We start from the raw sequence: 17118 nt of genomic DNA on the forward strand, positions 1-17118 counted from the left end.
GAGGCCGTCATCATGCTAGTGCTGCAATCCATCGAAAAGAGCTTCGGAGCGACCAGGGCGGTGCGCGACGTGACGCTCGACGCTACCTCCGGCGCCGTTTTGGGCCTGGTCGGGGAAAATGGCGCTGGCAAGTCGAGCCTGATGAAGATCGCGGGCGGGATCATCCGCCCGGACCAGGGCGTGGTTCGCCTTGAAGGAGCGTCGGTTACAGGGCTGAGCCCGCGGTCTGCCCTGGCCCGTGGCATTGTCAGCGTATTCCAGGAACTCACACTGATCAGAAGCCTCACCGTTGGGGAGAACCTTAGCCTTCTCAAGCCACCCATCCGTTCCTGGGGCAGCATCGACAAAGCGCGTCGCCTGCGCGAAGGCCAGGAGACGCTCGATCGCTTCGATGTACCGGTTCGCGCGTCGTCGATAGTGGGCGAACTTACGCTCGGTCAGCAACAAATGGTCGAAATCATCCGCGCCGTCACGCGCAGGCCAAAGGTATTGTTATTGGACGAGGCCACGGCCGCACTCGGCGCCCCGGAAGTAAAGTGGCTCGCCGGCATCGTAGCCGCAGAGCGGGAGCGCGGCACGATCATTCTGTTTATCTCACATCGCTGGGAGGAGATTGAATCATTTTGCCAGAGAGTCGCGATCATGCGGAACGGTGAGCTAGTCGCTCATTCCGCCGTCGAGGATGTCTCACACGATCGAGCAGTCGAATTAATGACAGGCCGCCCTCTGGGAATAGCCTTTCCCCGCAAGCGTCCGGCATCAGGCGGAACGGATTTGCTGCAAGCCGAAGGACTTGAAAGTGACGTTCTGCATGGCGTCGGGCTACAGCTGGCGCCCGGCGAAATCCTGGGCGTCGGCGGCCTCGTCGGCCAGGGTCAGGACGCGCTGCTGAAGAGCCTCTTCGGTGACCATCCATTGATAAGCGGCACGATCACCGTAGCGGGCAAGAGATGTGATCTGCGAAAACCATCGGACGCCATCCGCCGCCGCATCGCCTACGTACCGCAGGAGCGCAAGGTGGAGGGCCTGCTGTTGCACAAGAGCATTGCCGTCAACCTCTCGCTCGCGATCCTGCGCCGCTTGTCGAGTTGGATGGGGCTCATTGATCACAAGCGCGAACAGCAAATCCTTTCCCAGTCGATCGATAGACTGAAGATCAGAGCGGCTTCCGGCGCCGAGCCCGTTGGCGCGCTGAGCGGTGGCAATCAACAAAAGGTCCTGCTGCAGAAATGGCTGCTGACCAAACCAACGGTATTGTTGCTGAACGACGTCACGCGCGGGGTCGATATCGGCACGAAAACCCAGATTTATGACATCGTCGTCGATCTCGCCGCGTCTGGCGTCGGCGTCTTGCTCTATTCTACCGACGCACATGAGCTCGTCGAGCTGGGGCATCGTGTCTTGGTGATGATTGATGGCCGCATCAATGCAGAGCTCTCTGGATACGGCCTTACCGCCGAAGCCATCGTACGGGCCTCGATTGGGCAGGAGGTCCGCGATGGGGCCGCGGCCTAGTGGCGCGGCCCGGCAGGGTGCATTCGGCGCAACCGTGACGTTCATTGTGCTCTTTGTCGTGGACTTCTTGCTGAAGGGTGGGCATTTCAGCGCGTTCGACCTGAAGACGCTTTGCATGAACGCATTGCCTTTGGTTCTTGTTGCCCTCGGCCAATTCTTTGTCGTGCTGACCAACGGAATCGATTTGTCGCTCGGGCCAATGATGAGCGTGTCCGGCGCGATCGCGGCTCTCACCTTTTCGACAAGTCCCATCGGCGCGGTGCTCCTTGCGATGGTCGCGGCGGCCGGCGGAGGTTTGGCAAACGCAATCCTCGTCGTGAGGCTACGACTGCCCCCAATTCTGGCGACGCTCGCGACCATGTCGATTTTCCAGGGCGTCGCACTTGTGATCCTGCCGAGTCCCGGGGGCACCGTGCCCGCCGGCCTCACGGCCTTTCTGACGAATGGCGGCCCGGCACTCCTCCCAGTGCCTTTGGTCCTGCTTGTCTGCGCCGCACTGGCGACTGGCTGGACGATGACGACCCGCTTCGGAATTTGGCTTCGCGCAGTGGGCGGGGACGAGGGCGCGGCCAGATCCAGCGGTGTCGCGGTCTCGGCCGTCAAGTTCGGGGCCTATGTGCTTGCGGCCCTGTTGGCTGGGTTGGGTGGCCTCTACCTGGCCATCGCGACCGCGAACGGGTCGCCTACGATCGGCGACAGCTTTATCCTCTTGTCGATTGCGGCCGTCGTGCTGGGCAGAGTCGCGATCGTCGGTGGGCGCGGTTCGCCGCTCGGCGTCGTCATGGGAGCCCTGACGTTAACCATCATTGGAAGCTTGCTGTACTTCGCGAACCTATCCTCATTCTACCAGAGCTTGATCAACGGCCTGATTCTCGTCGGCGTCGTCGGCTTCGACATGATCCGGAAAAGATTCCTTCTTGCCGTGCGTGGAGGGCGACAATGACGAACACGCGACGCATGCGGAATAGCTTTGCCCGGCCTGTCGTCCTCGCGCCACTGACGATCACCGGATGCACTGTCCTTCTGTTCCTCGTAGGCAGCATCCTGGCCCGCGGCTTCATGGCGCCGTCGAATGTGCTGATGTTGCTGGCCCTCTCCGCTGACCTCGGCATCGCGGCGATCGGTGAGACGGTCGTTATATTGACGGGAGGGATCGACCTCTCCATCGCCTGGAACGTCACGGCTGCGAGCATCATTTTCACCGGCATCACGCAAGGCAATGAGGGGCACCTCTGGATTGGGGTCGCGGCAGGTCTCGGTGTCGGCGCTCTCGCTGGTTTGGCTAACGGCTTAGGTATCGCCAAGCTGAACATTTCACCGATCGTGATGACGCTCGGCATGAACAACATCATGCAGGGACTAACCCTGATCTATTCGCAGGGAACGCCCTCCGGCTCGGCGCCAGCGAGCATCAAGGAAATCGCGACCGGTTGGCTCGGTCCGATTCCTATCATCGTACTCGTCTGGATCGGACTCGCAATCGTCGTCAGCGCTTGCCTTCACGCTACTCGCGGCGGCCGCTATCTCTACAGCGTCGGCGAAAGTCCCATGGTCAGCCGCCTCACCGGCATCGATAATGATTTCGTCCTGATCGCGGCTTACACGGTTAGCGGTTTCTGCGCGGGCCTGACCGGGATTTTGTTCACAGGCTTCTCGTCGATGAGCTTTCTTGGCATGGGCGATCAATTCGTCCTGCCGGCAATCGCCGCTGTCGTGTTGGGCGGGGCTTCGATCTACGGAGGGCGGGGTAGCTATGCCGGCACATTCGTCGGCGCCTTCTTCCTGACGGTTCTTACGACAGTCCTGGCGATCGTCAATATCTCGATCGGTTTTCGCAACATCATCTACGGGCTCGTGATCATAGCTGCTGTCCTGCTCTATCGCGCCTACACGCGTGAACGCGAGTAAATCATGGTCGCTGCGGGCCACCCTGTTCGAGGAGGATCTCATGGACGACTTGCCAATTATAGACGCCCATCATCATCTCTGGGATCTTGACCGCTTCCCCTACCCCTGGCTGACCACAAGGCCTTTGCCTCCAAGTGTCGCGGGAAATGTGGAACCGATTGCGCGATCATATCTGCTGAAGGACTACCTGGCAGACGCGTCAGGCCAAAACCTGATCAAATCCGTTCATGTCGATGGCGGGTTTGATCCGACACGGCCGGTCGAGGAGACGAGGTGGTTGCAATCGATCGCAAATCAGAATGGATTTCCCCACGGAATCGTGGCAAGAGCGGAGCTGCATGCACCAAACGTTGCGGAGGTTCTGGAAGGACATTGCGCGTTTGCCAACCTGCGAGGCATCCGGCATATCGTGAACTGGCATTCGGACCCGGAAAAGACATTTGTGGCACGTCCGGACCTTTTGACCGATGCAGCGTGGCTACGAGGTTTCGGCTTGCTCAAGCGCCATGGTTTGTCTTTCGATCTGCAAATCTACCCGCCTCAGATGATGGACGCCGCCACTCTCGCGCACAACCATCCTGATACGTCGATCATCTTGAACCATACCGGGATGCCGGTTGATCGCGATTCAGCAGGCCTCACCCAATGGCGGGAAGGCATGCGCCGGCTCGCCGGAGAATCAAACGTTTCGGTTAAGATTTCTGGTCTTGGGATGACCGACTGGCAATGGAATGAGGCGTCTATTCGCGCTTTTGTCCTAGAGACGATAGACATCTTCGGCGTCAGCCGATGCATGTTTGCCAGCAACTTCCCAGTCGACAAACTCTACAGCAGCTTCGATCATCTCTATGGATCGTTCAGAAGAATCGTGAGCGATTTTCCGGAGGATGAGAGGCGGAAGCTGTTCGCTGAAAATGCTGCTGCAATCTATCGCCTATGAGTCGCCGCCCAGGTTAATTTGGAGATAAATTTAGATGAGCGTCATTTCCCAGGTTAGCGTCCTTCCTTTTGAATTCACCGTGCAGGGGCTCAGCCTCGGACAGCACCGTGCCATGGGGGTTAGCAATCTACGTCACGCGCCTGGGGGCACCCTGACCGTTAGTCGCTATGCCATACGCATCAGGACGGATGATGGCTGCCAGGGCGAATATGTCACTCATTGGGTCGGGACGCCGGCCGCCCTTGCCCAGACCATCATGCTGGCGCCACATCTGCTGGGGAGAAACCCGGAACACCGTGAGGAAATCTACGACGATCTCAAGCGGGAACTGCGCGCCTATGATCATATGGGCCACGGTCCACTCGACATCGCGCTCTGGGATCTGGTCGGCAAGAAATACGGCATCTCAGTTGCCACGATGCTCGGCGCGTATCGCTCAAAACTGCCGACTTATGCCAGTACGCACCATGGGCAGGAGGATGGCGGCGGCCTCGATTCGATTGAGGCCTTCGCCGACTACGCCCGCGCCTGCAAGGAACAGGGCTTCGCCGGCTTCAAGATCCACGGATGGCACGACGGAGATCGCCGGCGGGAGGCTGCGAATGTGCTTGGCGCTCGGGCCGCTGTCGGGGATGACTACCCGCTGATGCTCGATCCCGCCTGCGAACTTCGCACCTATGCGGACGCGCTCTATGTCGGGCGGGCCTGCGACGAGGCGAGCTTCTTTTGGTATGAGGATCCGTATCGGGACGCATCCGTTTCGGCTCACGGGCAGCGCATGCTGCGGGAGAAGCTCAAGACGCCGCTGCTCGTCACTGAACATATCCGTGGCCTTGAGCAAAAGGCGAATTTCGTCCTGGCCGGCGGATGCGACATGATCCACGCGGATCCCGAATACGATATGGGCATCACCGGAGCGATGAAGATCGCCCATTTTGGTGAGGCGGTCGGTATCGACGTGCAAGTCCATGCCTGCGGGCCGGCCCATCGTGCCTGCGTCGCCGCAATGCGGAACACTCACTACTACGAGCTGGCGCTGGTCGGACCCGGCATGCCCAACGTCGTGCCCCCGGTCTATACCTGCGGCTACTCGGACCAGCCTGAATCCATCGGCTCCGATGGATGCGTCCCGGTCCCAACCGGCCCAGGCCTAGGCGTGAGTTATGATTGGGAGTTCATTATGCGGAATAAATTAGTGGAGCACGCGTTCTCCTGAGGTTTAGTTCCGACGGACCACGGATCTAGCCAATCGGCCGGTTGGTGGCGGAGCGACGACACCGGGTCCCTCGCCTTCCGCGATCGAGCGCTCTCTCATGGCGCCACTGGTCGCTAGGGCAGCTTGCGCGGGAGATTCACGTCAACCCGTCGGAACTGCCCGCCACCTTTGACAACAACACCCGCCGGCGACGGAGACCTATAGCGCCCCTGACCGCTCTTGATCCGGGCGCATCCGATTGAGATCGAGCAAGAGTGGTTGCGCGCCAAGCGGCACCGCTCGCCCGCGACAGTTGCCACTCTAGCCGAGCGTATCGGGCTCACGCGGGCAGCGCTCGATGGCACCCTGCTACGCCGTCCGATTCCGGAAGCGGTTCGCGAGCTGGTCGATGCTTGGTTGGCCGCGAGGTAGCCGTCCGTAACCCGACCAATCTCCAAAGAAGGTCAGGTGGGGCCGACAATACGCCGTTGCGTGCAACAAAAAACACCCCGACGGGGTTTGTCATTTTTTGCTTTTCTGAAATGGTATTGGCGCCTAGCCTCGTCTAGGCAGATGTTGGCTATGGACAATGACGACTGCGGGGAGCCTCAGTAGCGCAAAACGCTATTATCCATGGGATTGCAGCCGATAACGTCCCACCGCTGAGCTTTTGGATTAAGCCTGTGGCAAATTCTGAAAAACGATCGGCCTATGTAGCAGTCTGGCTTCACAAGCGGAATCACAAGAAGGATAGAATAAAAATGCGCACTAAACACTCCTGCAGCAGCAAGAGCTTCCAAAGACTGTCAGGAAGACGCAATCGCTCTTCGTAGCGGGACTGAGCGCGGGCGTCGCTATGTTGGCTTTGGCCGCCGTAGCGAGCTCGGCACAGGCGCAGGAAGAGAAGCGTCCGAATGTCGTCATGCTGATGACCGACGACACCGGCTGGGGGGATTTCGGCGCCTATGGTGGGGGCGCGAACCTCGGCCATCCGACGCCGAATGTCGACCGCGTCGCCCAGGAAGGTGCGGTGTTTACGAGCTGGTATGGTCAGGCGAGTTGTACTGCCGGGCGCGCCTCTTTTATTACCGGGCGCATCCCCATCCGTTCGGCTCTCTCGGTCGTGGTTGTGCCTGGCGATCCGAACGGACTGACAAAATCAACGCCGACGATTGCCGAGTTTTTCCAAAAACACGGCTATGGTACCTATTACTCGGGTAAATGGCATCTGGGCGATCAACCCAAATTTTACCCCATTGAACACGGCTTCGACGAAATGAAGGAGTTTGCCGCATACTATCCGGGCGTCTACACGTATGATGACACGGATAGCTTCGCACATCCTTGGTTCCCGAAATTCAACGCCCCTTATTGGGACGCATACCAAAAGGTTGTAAACTTGTTCGAGTGGGAGGGCACCGCTGGCAAACCCGCGATCAAGGTCGCCCGCATCGACTACGACTATCTACATGAGTTCGATGTTCGGCAAGCTGACTCGGCGGTCGGCTACATCCAGCAGCACGCTAAGGACGCCAAGCCCTTCTTCATGGATGTGAATTTCATGAAGATGCATAATCCGAACATCCCGGCCAAGGCGTTCATTGGAAAATCGCATCTCGGGAATTACTCCGACGCCATGCTGGAACTAGATTCCAACATCGGTAAGGTTATGGATGCCATTCGTGCCGAGGCTCCTAACACCATCGTCATCATTACGGCCGACAATGGCGCGTGGCAGGATGCTTGGCCTGACGCCGGCACTGTCCCGTTCCGCGGCGAGAAAGGATCGCCGTTTGAGGGCGGGTTCCGTGTGCCTGGCATCATGTGGGCACCGGGAAAGATTCCGGCCGGCGCACGTTATGGGGAGATGATGTCGCACATTGACCTTTGGGCGACGCTCGCGACGATGGTAGGCCTCACCCCGCCGCCCCATGGCGCCTGGACCGACAACGACGGCAAGCCGATCTACTTCGACAGTATCGACAACAGTGCCTACATCGAGGGCAAGGCTCGTCATTCGGCGCGCACCTCGTGGATCTATACCGACGGTGAGAGCTTCGAAGGCGCTCGCGCAGATGTCGGCGATGATCCCGCGAACCCCGACACGCACATCGCTTGGAAAGTCCTCTATACCGCCAAGGACACTTGGCTTGGTCCACAGCAGAGCCTCGGCGCCATAGGCTCCTATTACAATCTCACCATGGACCCGTATGAGAAATACGACATGACGTTTAACGGTGCGGTGAGCACTCGCTTGCCGACCACTTCGCCGGGCCGCTACGCCGGCTACGACAATGGCTGGGCTATTTCGCTGCTCGCGCCGGTGATCATGGAATTCGACAAGTCCATCGTGGATTTCCCGAACATGAAGCGCTTCCCCGGCGGAGCATCGAACGACATGAATCCGAATCTTCAGAATCCGGCAAATCCGTTGCCTCTAATGGATATTCATAAACTTGCTGCGACTATCGGCGCGGGCGACTAGGGTCTGTTCCATTGCGGTGGTCACGGCGGGTTTGACTCTGATTTTGAGGCAACCCGCCCTGCCCTTCTGGTGAGGCACGGTAATGTCATGACGACTCGTGCTTCATAGCTTCGGGAGCATCATCCCCTTCCGAAGCCTTCCTTCTCAGACAGATGCCTAGGCGGCCAAGCAGCGTTCGACCGTTTCCCTGTCCGTCATAATTCGAGTGCGGCGGCGGCTCCTCGGAGACTGGCTTTTTAGGGGTCAAGGCGGGAGTAGAGCCCGACGTGAGAGCCATCGTCCAAAGCCTCCACTCGTCTCGGACAACGCTGCCACGTTGTCCGGCGACTTTCCCGCCCGGTGCGGGGGCAGACACTTCTGGCCGATTTAGCCTCTAGGCCTCGCCAGCACGTGGCGGTGGCAAGCATGGCCACCGATCGGCAGTTTTGTTAAGAAACGATTCGCCAGCAATCGGCTTGGAGTCTGCCATGTCCAACGTCTCGAAGCGGACCGTTCTGGTTACAGGCACGTCCAGCGGAATCGGCCGGGCCACAGCGCTTCACCTCGCCCAAAGTGGGGTCAGTGTCTTTGCCGCCTGCCGGCGCCTCGAGGATGGCGCGAGCCTGGCGCGGGAGACCCATGGCCAAATCATTCCCTTGATTATGGATGTTGCTGACATTGAGAGCATCGCGCGTGGCCGCCAGTTGATCGAAAATGCTACCAACGGGGCTGGCCTCGATGGTCTGGTCAACAATGCCGGGATTGGTATGTCGGCTCCTGTAGAGGCAGTCGACCTCGAACGGGTCCGCCGCATATTCGATGTCAATGTCTTCGGCCAACTCGCAATGATCCAGGTATTTCTGCCATTGCTACGCCGACGTTCGGGCCGCATCGTCAATGTCGGATCGGTGGGCGCCAAGATCACGATACCCTTCGGCGGCGCACTCTGCGCCAGCAAAGCCGCGTTTGAATCGTTCAGCGACGCGTTGCGCATGGAGTTGCATCCTTTCGGTATCCAGGTCTGCGTCGTCCAACCCGGCTCGATCCGGACGCCTGCTGTGGAAAAGACCCTGGGTGGCGTCGATACGGAGATCGAGAGCTGGCCCCCAGAGGCGCGCAGCCGTTACGGCGCGATGTTCCGCATCTTCTCGCAACGTGCCACAGCGCGCGAGAATCGTGGCAGCGTACCGGACGTCGTGGCCCTAGCCATTTACCACGCGCTGACCAGCGATAGGCCGAAGATTCGATACCGTGCTGGCAAGGACGCGACGCTGTTGACGACGCTGCCGCGAATTCTTCCTGACCGAATCCTCGATAAAATCCGACTGCGGATGCTCGGCTTGCCTCTCCTGTTCGGTCAGAACAGGGAAGCGGGATGAGCACGTGAGTGGTTTCACCCGTCCAATGGTGACCAGGCCGCGCCACGAGTCGCGACGGTATCAGCACGGAGCGATGGCGGGCCTATCAGCAGAGTTGTTGTCTCCTGTCGGGACATCTGATAGCCGGCGTCAGGTCACACTAACCACGGCGCGCTGGGGCAAACCGATGACGCCGGCATGACCTGATCGACCGTAAAGGGCGCTGGAAGAGGTCGGATTCGGGCGTGAGGAACGTCGCAATCGCCCTCTAAACATTGGCGACCCCACGAGACCACCAACAACATCTTCGGGTTTCTGACAACGAGACCAACGCCCGCGTCCATGCCTATCAACTCAAAACCATGCCTGTGATCCTGACGACCCAGGAAGGAGATCGATATCTGAACGACGGCGCAGCCCGCCGAGGCGCTGAAGCCGCAGCGACCGCTCGCGAATGACGCGCTGATTTCGTCGCCAGGGGCGAGAAACAGGACCCCCCAGCCTCATCAGAAACTCGAGGCAGCGAGAAGGTTCAGACCGGCGACGCCGCGCCCGAGGAATGAACGGCTCATCTGGCCGGATGCACGGACATTTGAAGGCTTGCGACGTGCTCGCTCAGATTGCCGCCCCGAGAAATGCCTGCTTGCTCGACGGACAGGCTGTCGGCAGGGAGCGACTTTAGGATAGACTTCGCAGAAATCGACGGATCGAGCCACGCCTTCCAATCCTCCCGATTGAGGATCGCGATCTGTCTATCATGGTAGGGCGCTATGTCCGGGCCAGGCTCCATCGTTAGCATCGTGAACGCCTCGCCGACATCCTTGTTGGCGCGCCAAATTCCCGCGACGCAGAAGATCGGCTCGTTCTTTTTCGTGAAGAGCCACTTGTCCTTGCGCTTTTTCTTTTCGTCCGCTGGATCGGTGAATTCGTAGAAGCCGTCGGCGATGATGAGGCAGCGACCGGAAGCAAACTCGCGGCCGTCCGAGCGGAGATTGTAGACGGGCTTGCCGTTCGGCCCCGGCCAGCTCCATCGCCGCTGCACCAGATCGCCGGCGTCCGGATCGCCGTCGATCGTGCGTACGATTGGCGCCATATCCGTGATCTTAATGTCCTGGCGCGCCTGGACGTTCGGCGTCCCTTCGGAGAAGCGGATCTTGATCTTGAGGTCAGCGAACTCCTCGAAAATTACCGAGGCCTCCACTTCCAATCGATAATTGTTGCACATGCAGGTCTCCGCAGCGGACTCGATTGCAGCGAGCCACCGTTCCTATTCTGTGCACAAGCATGAGCGCAACCCAATTCGATCTGGACGCTCCGCTGGGTCAGCACCGCGCCATCATACGGCGCGACAGCGACGGTGTTGAGATGGGAGGCGGCCTGGGTCTTCGGCCCGGCCAGCACGCCGATCGTCCCTACACGTTGGTGCGCGCCTTGGCGGACCGTCTCAAGCCACCGCTGCCTCGTGCCAGCGTCTGAATTTCGCCTGTGGAGCGAAGGCCGAGCCTATAGGTTCATCCTGGACGACGGGGACTACTTCTATTTCGCTGGCATTTCGCGACCTGCGAAACCCGAGTTCGCGGGTGATTGATCATTCATGGCAGACGGTCGAAGATGGATTATCCTGCGGTGCACGTGCTGCTGGCCAACGACAAGACGGAAATTGATCGAGCGAAAAACCCGCCTGGTGGGGGCGGCCTTCGTGCCAGGTCGGACAAGTTTACGAACATCGGGGTCGTCGCACGAACCTCTCCGCGCAGAAACGTCTTTCCGGCGTGACTCGAGCCGTCTGCGGTCGACTCCCGCGGGTGGCGGGGCCTTTCGCGCCCGCTCGTGGTTTAACGCCCGCGCTAGTCTAGGTGGAAGCGTACTTGGTGCCCAAGGTTTCCTCTACAAAGTCGGCGAAAGCGCGACCTTTCGCACTTACCAAACGTCCCGTTGGGAAGACGGCCCAAAGGTCGATCGGTGGGAGCTTCCACTGTGGCAACACGCACTGCACCGCTCCGCTCGCGATCTCAGGGACGAACATCCGGTCCGACGCCACCGCCAACCCCATGTCGGCAAGCACTGCGGCGCGGAGTCCCTCCGCCGCGCTGACCCGCAGCCGACCACGCACGGCGACGGACACTTCCTCGCCACCCTGCCTAAAAACCCAGTTATCACTAAGCTGGCTGTAAACCACTGCGTGATGGTGTGCGAGATCGGCGGGCAGCTTCGGCGTTCCTGCACATGCCAAATAGGCCGGCGTTGCGACCACGGACCGGCCACCACTCGCAATCTTTCGCGCAACCGCAGCCGAGTCGGCCAGCGTCCCGAGCCGCAGGGCGATGTCAATTCCCTCAGACACGAGGTCAATGACGCGGTCGTCGAGGACCACGTCGATATCGAGTGATGGATGGCACGCCATGAACTCCCGCAAGTGCGGTACGATCATCAGCCGGGCAAAAGTCGTGGCCGCTGAGACCCGCAACCGGCCCGGCAGCCCCGCGCCCGCGCCTCGCGCCTCCAATTCCGCCTCATCGACCTCCTGGAGCGCGTGTCGGGCGCGTTCGTAGAAACGTAGGCCGGCATCGGTTGGAGCGAGAGCATGCGTTGAACGGACCAGCAATCTTACCTGAAGTTGCTGTTCCAATTGGGCGACTGTCTTGGGCACGGCGGGCTGCCCTACGCCGAGTTGTCGGGCCGCGGCGGAGAAGGATCCCATCTCCACAACCCTTACGAACGTCGTCATTGCCTGCAATCGGCCCATTATTCCCTGTAAGAATACACAATATCGCTTATATGGCTCTGACACACGTGACTAGGAATAGCACTCCGTCTCGCGAGCAGCACCAAGCCGTAGCTGCTCCCCACTCAGACGCCGTTGGACCAACGGCGGCACACGGAGCATTTCATGTCTCATCTCGAAGCTAGATTGCCATTATCACGGGTGGATCGAGCGGCATCGGCCTCGCCACCGCCAAACGCTTCGTCAAAGAAGGCGCCTACGTCTTCATCACCGGTCGCCGGCAATCCGAACTGGCCAATGCCAGAGCCGAAATCGGGGAAGCGTAACAGCGGTGCAGGGCGACGTGACCAGCATGGCCGACCTCGACCGGCTCTACGCGACGGTCAAAGCCGAGAAGGGTGCTGTCGATATCGTGGTCGCGAATGCCGGTTTCAGGAGCATGCCCAAATCTTCGATCTCTCCGAGGCGCATTGCGACAAGACGATGGATATCAACGTGAAAGTCGTGGTGTTTACGGTTCAGAAAGCTTTGCCGATGATGACTCGCGACGGTTCGATCGTCGTCGTGTCCTCGGTCGTCAATGTGAAGGGCATTCCTGCTCACGGCACCTATACGGCCGCGAAAGCCGGTGTGCGGGCACTGGTGCGGGTTTGGGCCCAGGAACTCAAGGGCAAGGGAATCCGTGTCAACACGTTGAGCCCCGGCGCGACAGAGACCCCGAAAATCCGCGGCCAATTCGATAGTGATGCCGCCTCGGATGCTGCCAAGACCGCGTTCGCCTCGATGACGCCGCTCGGCCGCCTCGGCTTGGCCGAGGAAATCGCCGCAGGCGCTTACTTCTTGGCATCTGGTGAGTCCAGCTACGTCACTGCCATTGATCTCCCTGTCGATGGTGGCTTGGCTCAAGTCTGAACAGCTCCGCGCGGGCACTCCAGACGATTCCGCTTAAGTGTTATTCAAGAGCCTAAACATGCAGACCGTCGCTGCGTGAAGCTCTCCTTCATCGTTAGAAAGTGCCCACTATGTCTGTCTATTTTGTGATGGTCCGGGAACAGACTACCGACGCCACATCGCTTGCTGAGTACGGACCAAGGGCCTCTCTGGCAGCGCAGAGCCATCCCTTGAAGCCGCTCACCGTCTACGGTGCCCTGGACCAACTCTAGGGGGACACCATCGAAGGCGCAGTGATCCTGGAATTCCCCAACATGATCGCGGCTCGGGCATGGTATGACAGTCCGGCTTATCAGTCGGCTGTCAGATTCCGTCATGCCGGATCGAGGTCGAGAGCCTTCTTCATTGACGGGGCGTAGACGCTGATATGGGCGGCTGCGCCGAGAGCCGACGGTGGGTTTCGCTGTATGCGGGATGATTTTCCGCGCCTTCGATGATGAAAAGAACTGGCGGAACATCTCTTCGGTATCAATGCGAACGTGGAATCCTGCCGCTGACTGGTTGCGGTGTATCCCCCGCCCACGGATATTTCGGCGCCGGTCATGTAGGACGGCTCCTTGGAAATGCGCTTCGGCTCTTTCGAGGTGGTCGGCACCGGAGGATGTGCCTAACAGTAGGGCGAGACTAGGAATTTGCCGGGGAGCGACAGCGCTTGGCCGTTCCAGGCCCGAGCTAAACGCCGAGGCCATCGTCTAACTATACAGCTAGCCGAAATAGCGCTTTATCGATAACACCTCAACTCAATGGCTGGCGCGTTTAGCATTATTTGCAATCACTCTGAGCTGTGGCGCGGAGGACTCAATTTGCCCCGGTTGAAGGTAGTTGTTTTAGACGGGCTAACTGCCAAATCTCAGGCTTTGAAAACTTCTGGGCACCCTCCAGCAGTGACTTCCTAAGGATCGCGCTTTGAATAGCTTTTGCCGAGACTGCAGCATGTCTTTGCGGGGCTCCTTCCGTGCAGGGTGATCCCCGCAGCCATGGGCTTTGGGATGCTTCCGCTCCCCCTGCCCCACCGTGCCGCTCGCTAGAAACAAAACTCGCGGCGGATGTCGTTGTCATCGGTGGTGGGTATACCGGGCTGTCGGCGGCGCTGCATCTGGCGGAGGGAGGGGCGTCCGTCGTCGTCCTTGAGGCGGTTGAGGTTGGTTTCGGTGGCTCTGGCCGCAATGTCGGCCTAGTTAATGCGGGTCTGTGGATCATGCCGAACGACGTTCTCGCAATCCTCGGCAGCTTACATGGTGAGCGCCTTCTTGATTTTCTCAGTGACGCTCCCAGCCTGGTCTTCGAGCTTGTTAAGAAGTACGGAATTGCATGCGAAATTCAACAGCAGGGGACGCTCCATTGTGCTGTCGGTCGCAAAGGGTTAGCGGAAATCGAAGAGCGCTCCCGGCAGTGGCAGGGACGGGGCGCACCCGTGCAGGTGCTGGGCTCTGCGGAAACCGCGAGAAAAGTTGGGACAGATGGGTATTCCGGCGCGTTACTGGACCGCCGCGCCGGTACCATCCAACCCCTCGCGTATGCGCACGGCCTGGCACACGCGGCAATTGACGCCGGCGCAACCATCTACACCGGAAGTCTCGTCCACTCCGCGACCGACCAGGGCGATCATTGGGAAATCAAGACGGCGTCAGGCCAGGTACGCGCGGAAGCGGTAGTCGTTGCGACCAATGCCTACACTAAAAATGTTTGGCCGGAACTGCGACAGGAAGTGGCGCATCTCCCATATTTCAACATGGCAACTCGCCCGCTGGGCGACAAGACCCGTCAGCTGATCCTGCCGGAAGGCCAGGGCGCATGGGATACGCGGAAGATTCTCACCTCATTCCGATTCGATAATGCACGGCGACTTGTTTTCGGCAGCGTCGGTGCGTTGACCGATAGGGCACTGCCGATTCATCGCGCGTGGGGGCGCCGCGCACTTACCCGTCTCTTTCCGCAGCTTTCACATATTGAGTTCGAGTATGAATGGTATGGCGAGATTGGAATGACAAGGAATAGCCTACCGCATTTCCATAGGCTGGGACGCAATGTGGTATCGTTCAACGGGTACAATGGGCGGGGGATTGCGCCTGGCACCGTGTTCGGACGCACCTTGGCGAAATTGCTCCTTGGCGAAATCACGGACGCGGATCTTCCCCTACCCCTTTCAACGCCCGTTAATGTTCCGTTTCGGCGGATCAAGGAGGCATATTACAAAGGTGGCGCTCAACTCGCGCACCTGGTCGGCGCTAGGTTCTGATGCGTTGTGCCGGACCATCCTCAGTTTGAGGATGGCCCACTTGAGTCGGCGTGGCACTGGAGCCCAGGACTAACTCAGCGTAAAGCCGTCGTATCCCCGTCGCGCTGAGTCCGCGCATATTTCGAGATAGCTCGAGAAACCGCCTGGATAACCGAGGATTTGTCTCGGCTTTCCCGGGATGTTGGCGCCGTTGTACCAGGATTCCGCTTGTGGAAAGAGACTTTTGTGAAAGAGCACATCGAGATGGTCGGTCCAACGATCCTGAGCATCCGCTTTGGCTTCTACCCTAGTGAGGTTATTCTTGACCATAAACGCGATGCAGTCGATCACCCAATTGCCTTGTAGTTCGGCGCAAGTCGGTCCGTTCGCAAATCCTGATGGGCCCTGCGGCCCGAAAACGAAGAACAGATTCGGGAAGCAAGTACTAGCCATGCCGAGGTGGGTCCGCACGCAGCTGGCCCATTTCTCCGCGAAGGTCTGACCGTCGGTTCCGCGGATATCGACCGCCGTTAGGCCGCCAGTAATGGAGTCGAACCCCGTGGCAAGCACGAGAACGTCTAGTTCGTACTCGCCCTCCGTAGTCACGACGGTCGAAGGCGTGACCCACTTGATAGGCGAAGTCTTCAGGTCCACCAGGGCAATGTTCGGCTGGTTCAGGACTTCGTAGAAATTCTGCTCAAGGCTAGGCCGTTTTACGCCGAACGGATGAAGCGGCTCGGTCGGCGCGAGGATCTCAGCCATTTTTGGGTCTGCAACGCGAGCCCGCACTTTGTCCCGCCAGAACGTATACGCGGACCGATTTGTTTCCTCGCTCTCTATGAGGTCGTCGAAATTTGCCAGCCAGAAGCGAAACCCTCCAAGCTCCCAGAGCTTCTCGTAGACTTGTCTGCGCTCTTCTTCTGTGACATCGGTGCCGCGCTTGTGTTGGACATCCATGTCGAAACCTGAGGGTGTCTGTCCTCGCAGTTCGAAGCGGGCGGGAAATTCTTCCTTAAACTTGCGGACTTCCTCGTCGTCGAAGTGTTTCTGGCGCATAGGTAGCGCCGTGTTCGGAGTGCGTTGGAAGATCGTGACATGGCTGGCGATCTTCCCGACCTCCTGGATGACCTGAACACCACTCGCGCCTGTCCCGAGCACACCGACTCGCTTGCCCTCAAGCTTCACGCCTTCTTGTGGCCACCGTGCCGTGTGGTGCATTTTTCCCTTGAAATCTTGCAGGCCCGGAATGTTCGGAATATAGGGTCGCGAAGCGAATCCGGTGCATGTCACGAAAAAGCGAGCGATAGCAGCGGGCGTCCCGTCGGTTGAAATGATCCAAGCGTTACTTTCCTGATTGAACTCGGCGTGTGTGATCTTTGTATTGAGATAGATGTCTTTGCTCAGGCTCCATTTTTTATCCACGAACTCGAAATACTCACGTATTTCCTTGTAGGAGGGATACAGGTCAAGAAATTTCCAGTCTCGCCAGAGACTTTCGTCGGAATACTGGTAAATGTTCGATGGTGTATCAACACGCGCACCGGGATAGCAGTTCCAGTGCCAAGTTCCTCCCAACGATCCGGCGGCCTCGAAGACTTTTACCCGCAGTCCCAGCTCCCGCAACATTTTAAGCTGATACAAGCCGGAGAAACCCGCCCCCATAATGGCAACATCAAGCTCAATGGGCGTCCTGCGTTGTTCTTGACCCGTCATTACATTTCCCATTTCAAGGACTACCGTCTACAGGTTCTCGCCTCGAGGCACGTCGGAGGTGCCCACTGCTGCACGATAACACCTGTCGTAACGGAATCTGCGGCAAGTTGTATGCGGGTCGCTGCCGCGCC

14 protein-coding genes and 1 pseudogene are annotated in these 17118 nt (G+C 59.2%); 12 read left to right on the top strand and 3 right to left on the bottom strand.

Translation table 11 applies throughout. The annotated features are described in order from the left end of the window. Positions 1-12 precede the first annotated feature (12 nt). The 7 genes from GSQ83_RS08350 (at position 13) to GSQ83_RS08380 (ending at position 9401) form a co-directional block, all read left to right on the top strand. On the top strand, positions 13-1515 hold the full coding sequence (locus tag GSQ83_RS08350; RefSeq protein ID WP_158802445.1) for a sugar ABC transporter ATP-binding protein: 1503 nt from the start codon (positions 13-15) through the stop codon (positions 1513-1515). Beyond that, a complete protein-coding gene (locus tag GSQ83_RS08355; protein ID WP_158802446.1) occupies positions 1499-2458 on the top strand; it encodes an ABC transporter permease in 960 nt (319 codons plus the stop codon). Before GSQ83_RS08350 ends, GSQ83_RS08355 begins: the two co-directional genes overlap by 17 nt. Further along, positions 2455-3423 (top strand): ABC transporter permease, encoded by a 969-nt coding sequence (locus GSQ83_RS08360; protein ID WP_158802447.1) that lies wholly within the window; start codon positions 2455-2457, stop codon positions 3421-3423. The genes GSQ83_RS08355 and GSQ83_RS08360 overlap by 4 nt, the downstream gene beginning before the upstream one ends. Before the next feature lie 40 nt (positions 3424-3463). Then, entirely contained in the window at positions 3464-4363 is a 900-nt protein-coding gene (locus tag GSQ83_RS08365; protein WP_158802448.1) for an amidohydrolase, read from the top strand. A gap of 34 nt (positions 4364-4397) precedes the next feature. Beyond that, positions 4398-5579 carry an enolase C-terminal domain-like protein gene (locus GSQ83_RS08370; protein ID WP_158802449.1) on the top strand — a complete coding sequence of 394 codons (1182 nt, stop codon included), beginning with the start codon at positions 4398-4400 and terminating at the stop codon, positions 5577-5579. An 835-nt stretch (positions 5580-6414) separates the two neighbouring features. Further along, positions 6415-8043 (top strand): arylsulfatase, encoded by a 1629-nt coding sequence (locus tag GSQ83_RS08375; RefSeq protein ID WP_158802450.1) that lies wholly within the window; start codon positions 6415-6417, stop codon positions 8041-8043. Positions 8044-8510: 467 nt separating this feature from the next. Then, entirely contained in the window at positions 8511-9401 is an 891-nt protein-coding gene (locus GSQ83_RS08380) for an SDR family oxidoreductase (RefSeq protein WP_158802451.1), read from the top strand. Positions 9402-9948: 547 nt separating this feature from the next. Here the strand turns inward: GSQ83_RS08380 and GSQ83_RS08385 are convergent. Beyond that, positions 9949-10605, bottom strand: coding sequence for an SOS response-associated peptidase (locus GSQ83_RS08385; protein ID WP_158802452.1), 657 nt, complete (start codon positions 10603-10605; stop codon positions 9949-9951). Between the two features lie 59 nt (positions 10606-10664). On the opposite strand from GSQ83_RS08385, the gene GSQ83_RS08390 reads away from it, so the two are divergent. Beyond that, positions 10665-10856, top strand: a complete 192-nt coding sequence (locus tag GSQ83_RS08390) for a hypothetical protein (RefSeq protein ID WP_158802453.1) — start codon at positions 10665-10667, stop codon at positions 10854-10856. Between the two features lie 376 nt (positions 10857-11232). On the opposite strand, the gene GSQ83_RS08395 is transcribed toward GSQ83_RS08390, so the two are convergent. Then, complete coding sequence (locus tag GSQ83_RS08395; RefSeq protein ID WP_158802454.1) at positions 11233-12126, bottom strand: LysR family transcriptional regulator; 894 nt, start codon at positions 12124-12126, stop codon at positions 11233-11235. 194 nt (positions 12127-12320) lie between these two features. Here GSQ83_RS08395 and GSQ83_RS30375 point away from each other — a divergent pair. From GSQ83_RS30375 to GSQ83_RS08410, 4 genes and pseudogenes are all read left to right on the top strand, one after another. Beyond that, positions 12321-12604 (top strand): annotated as a pseudogene (locus tag GSQ83_RS30375) (SDR family oxidoreductase). Next, positions 12589-13017: an SDR family oxidoreductase gene (locus GSQ83_RS30380; protein ID WP_254065566.1), complete on the top strand. Its 429-nt coding sequence runs from the start codon at positions 12589-12591 to the stop codon at positions 13015-13017. The pseudogene GSQ83_RS30375 and the gene GSQ83_RS30380 overlap by 16 nt, the downstream one beginning before the upstream one ends. A gap of 272 nt (positions 13018-13289) precedes the next feature. After that, entirely contained in the window at positions 13290-13415 is a 126-nt protein-coding gene (locus tag GSQ83_RS31130) for a DUF1330 domain-containing protein (protein WP_216849982.1), read from the top strand. 596 nt (positions 13416-14011) lie between these two features. Then, positions 14012-15295: an FAD-binding oxidoreductase gene (locus GSQ83_RS08410; protein ID WP_158802455.1), complete on the top strand. Its 1284-nt coding sequence runs from the start codon at positions 14012-14014 to the stop codon at positions 15293-15295. Between the two features lie 69 nt (positions 15296-15364). Here the strand turns inward: GSQ83_RS08410 and GSQ83_RS08415 are convergent, their stop codons facing one another. Continuing rightward, on the bottom strand, positions 15365-16987 hold the full coding sequence (locus GSQ83_RS08415) for an NAD(P)/FAD-dependent oxidoreductase (RefSeq protein WP_216849983.1): 1623 nt from the start codon (positions 16985-16987) through the stop codon (positions 15365-15367). Positions 16988-17118: the final 131 nt, after the last annotated feature.

The sequence above is a fragment of the Acidisoma sp. L85 genome (assembly GCF_009765865.1).
Classification (GTDB): domain Bacteria; phylum Pseudomonadota; class Alphaproteobacteria; order Acetobacterales; family Acetobacteraceae; genus Acidisoma.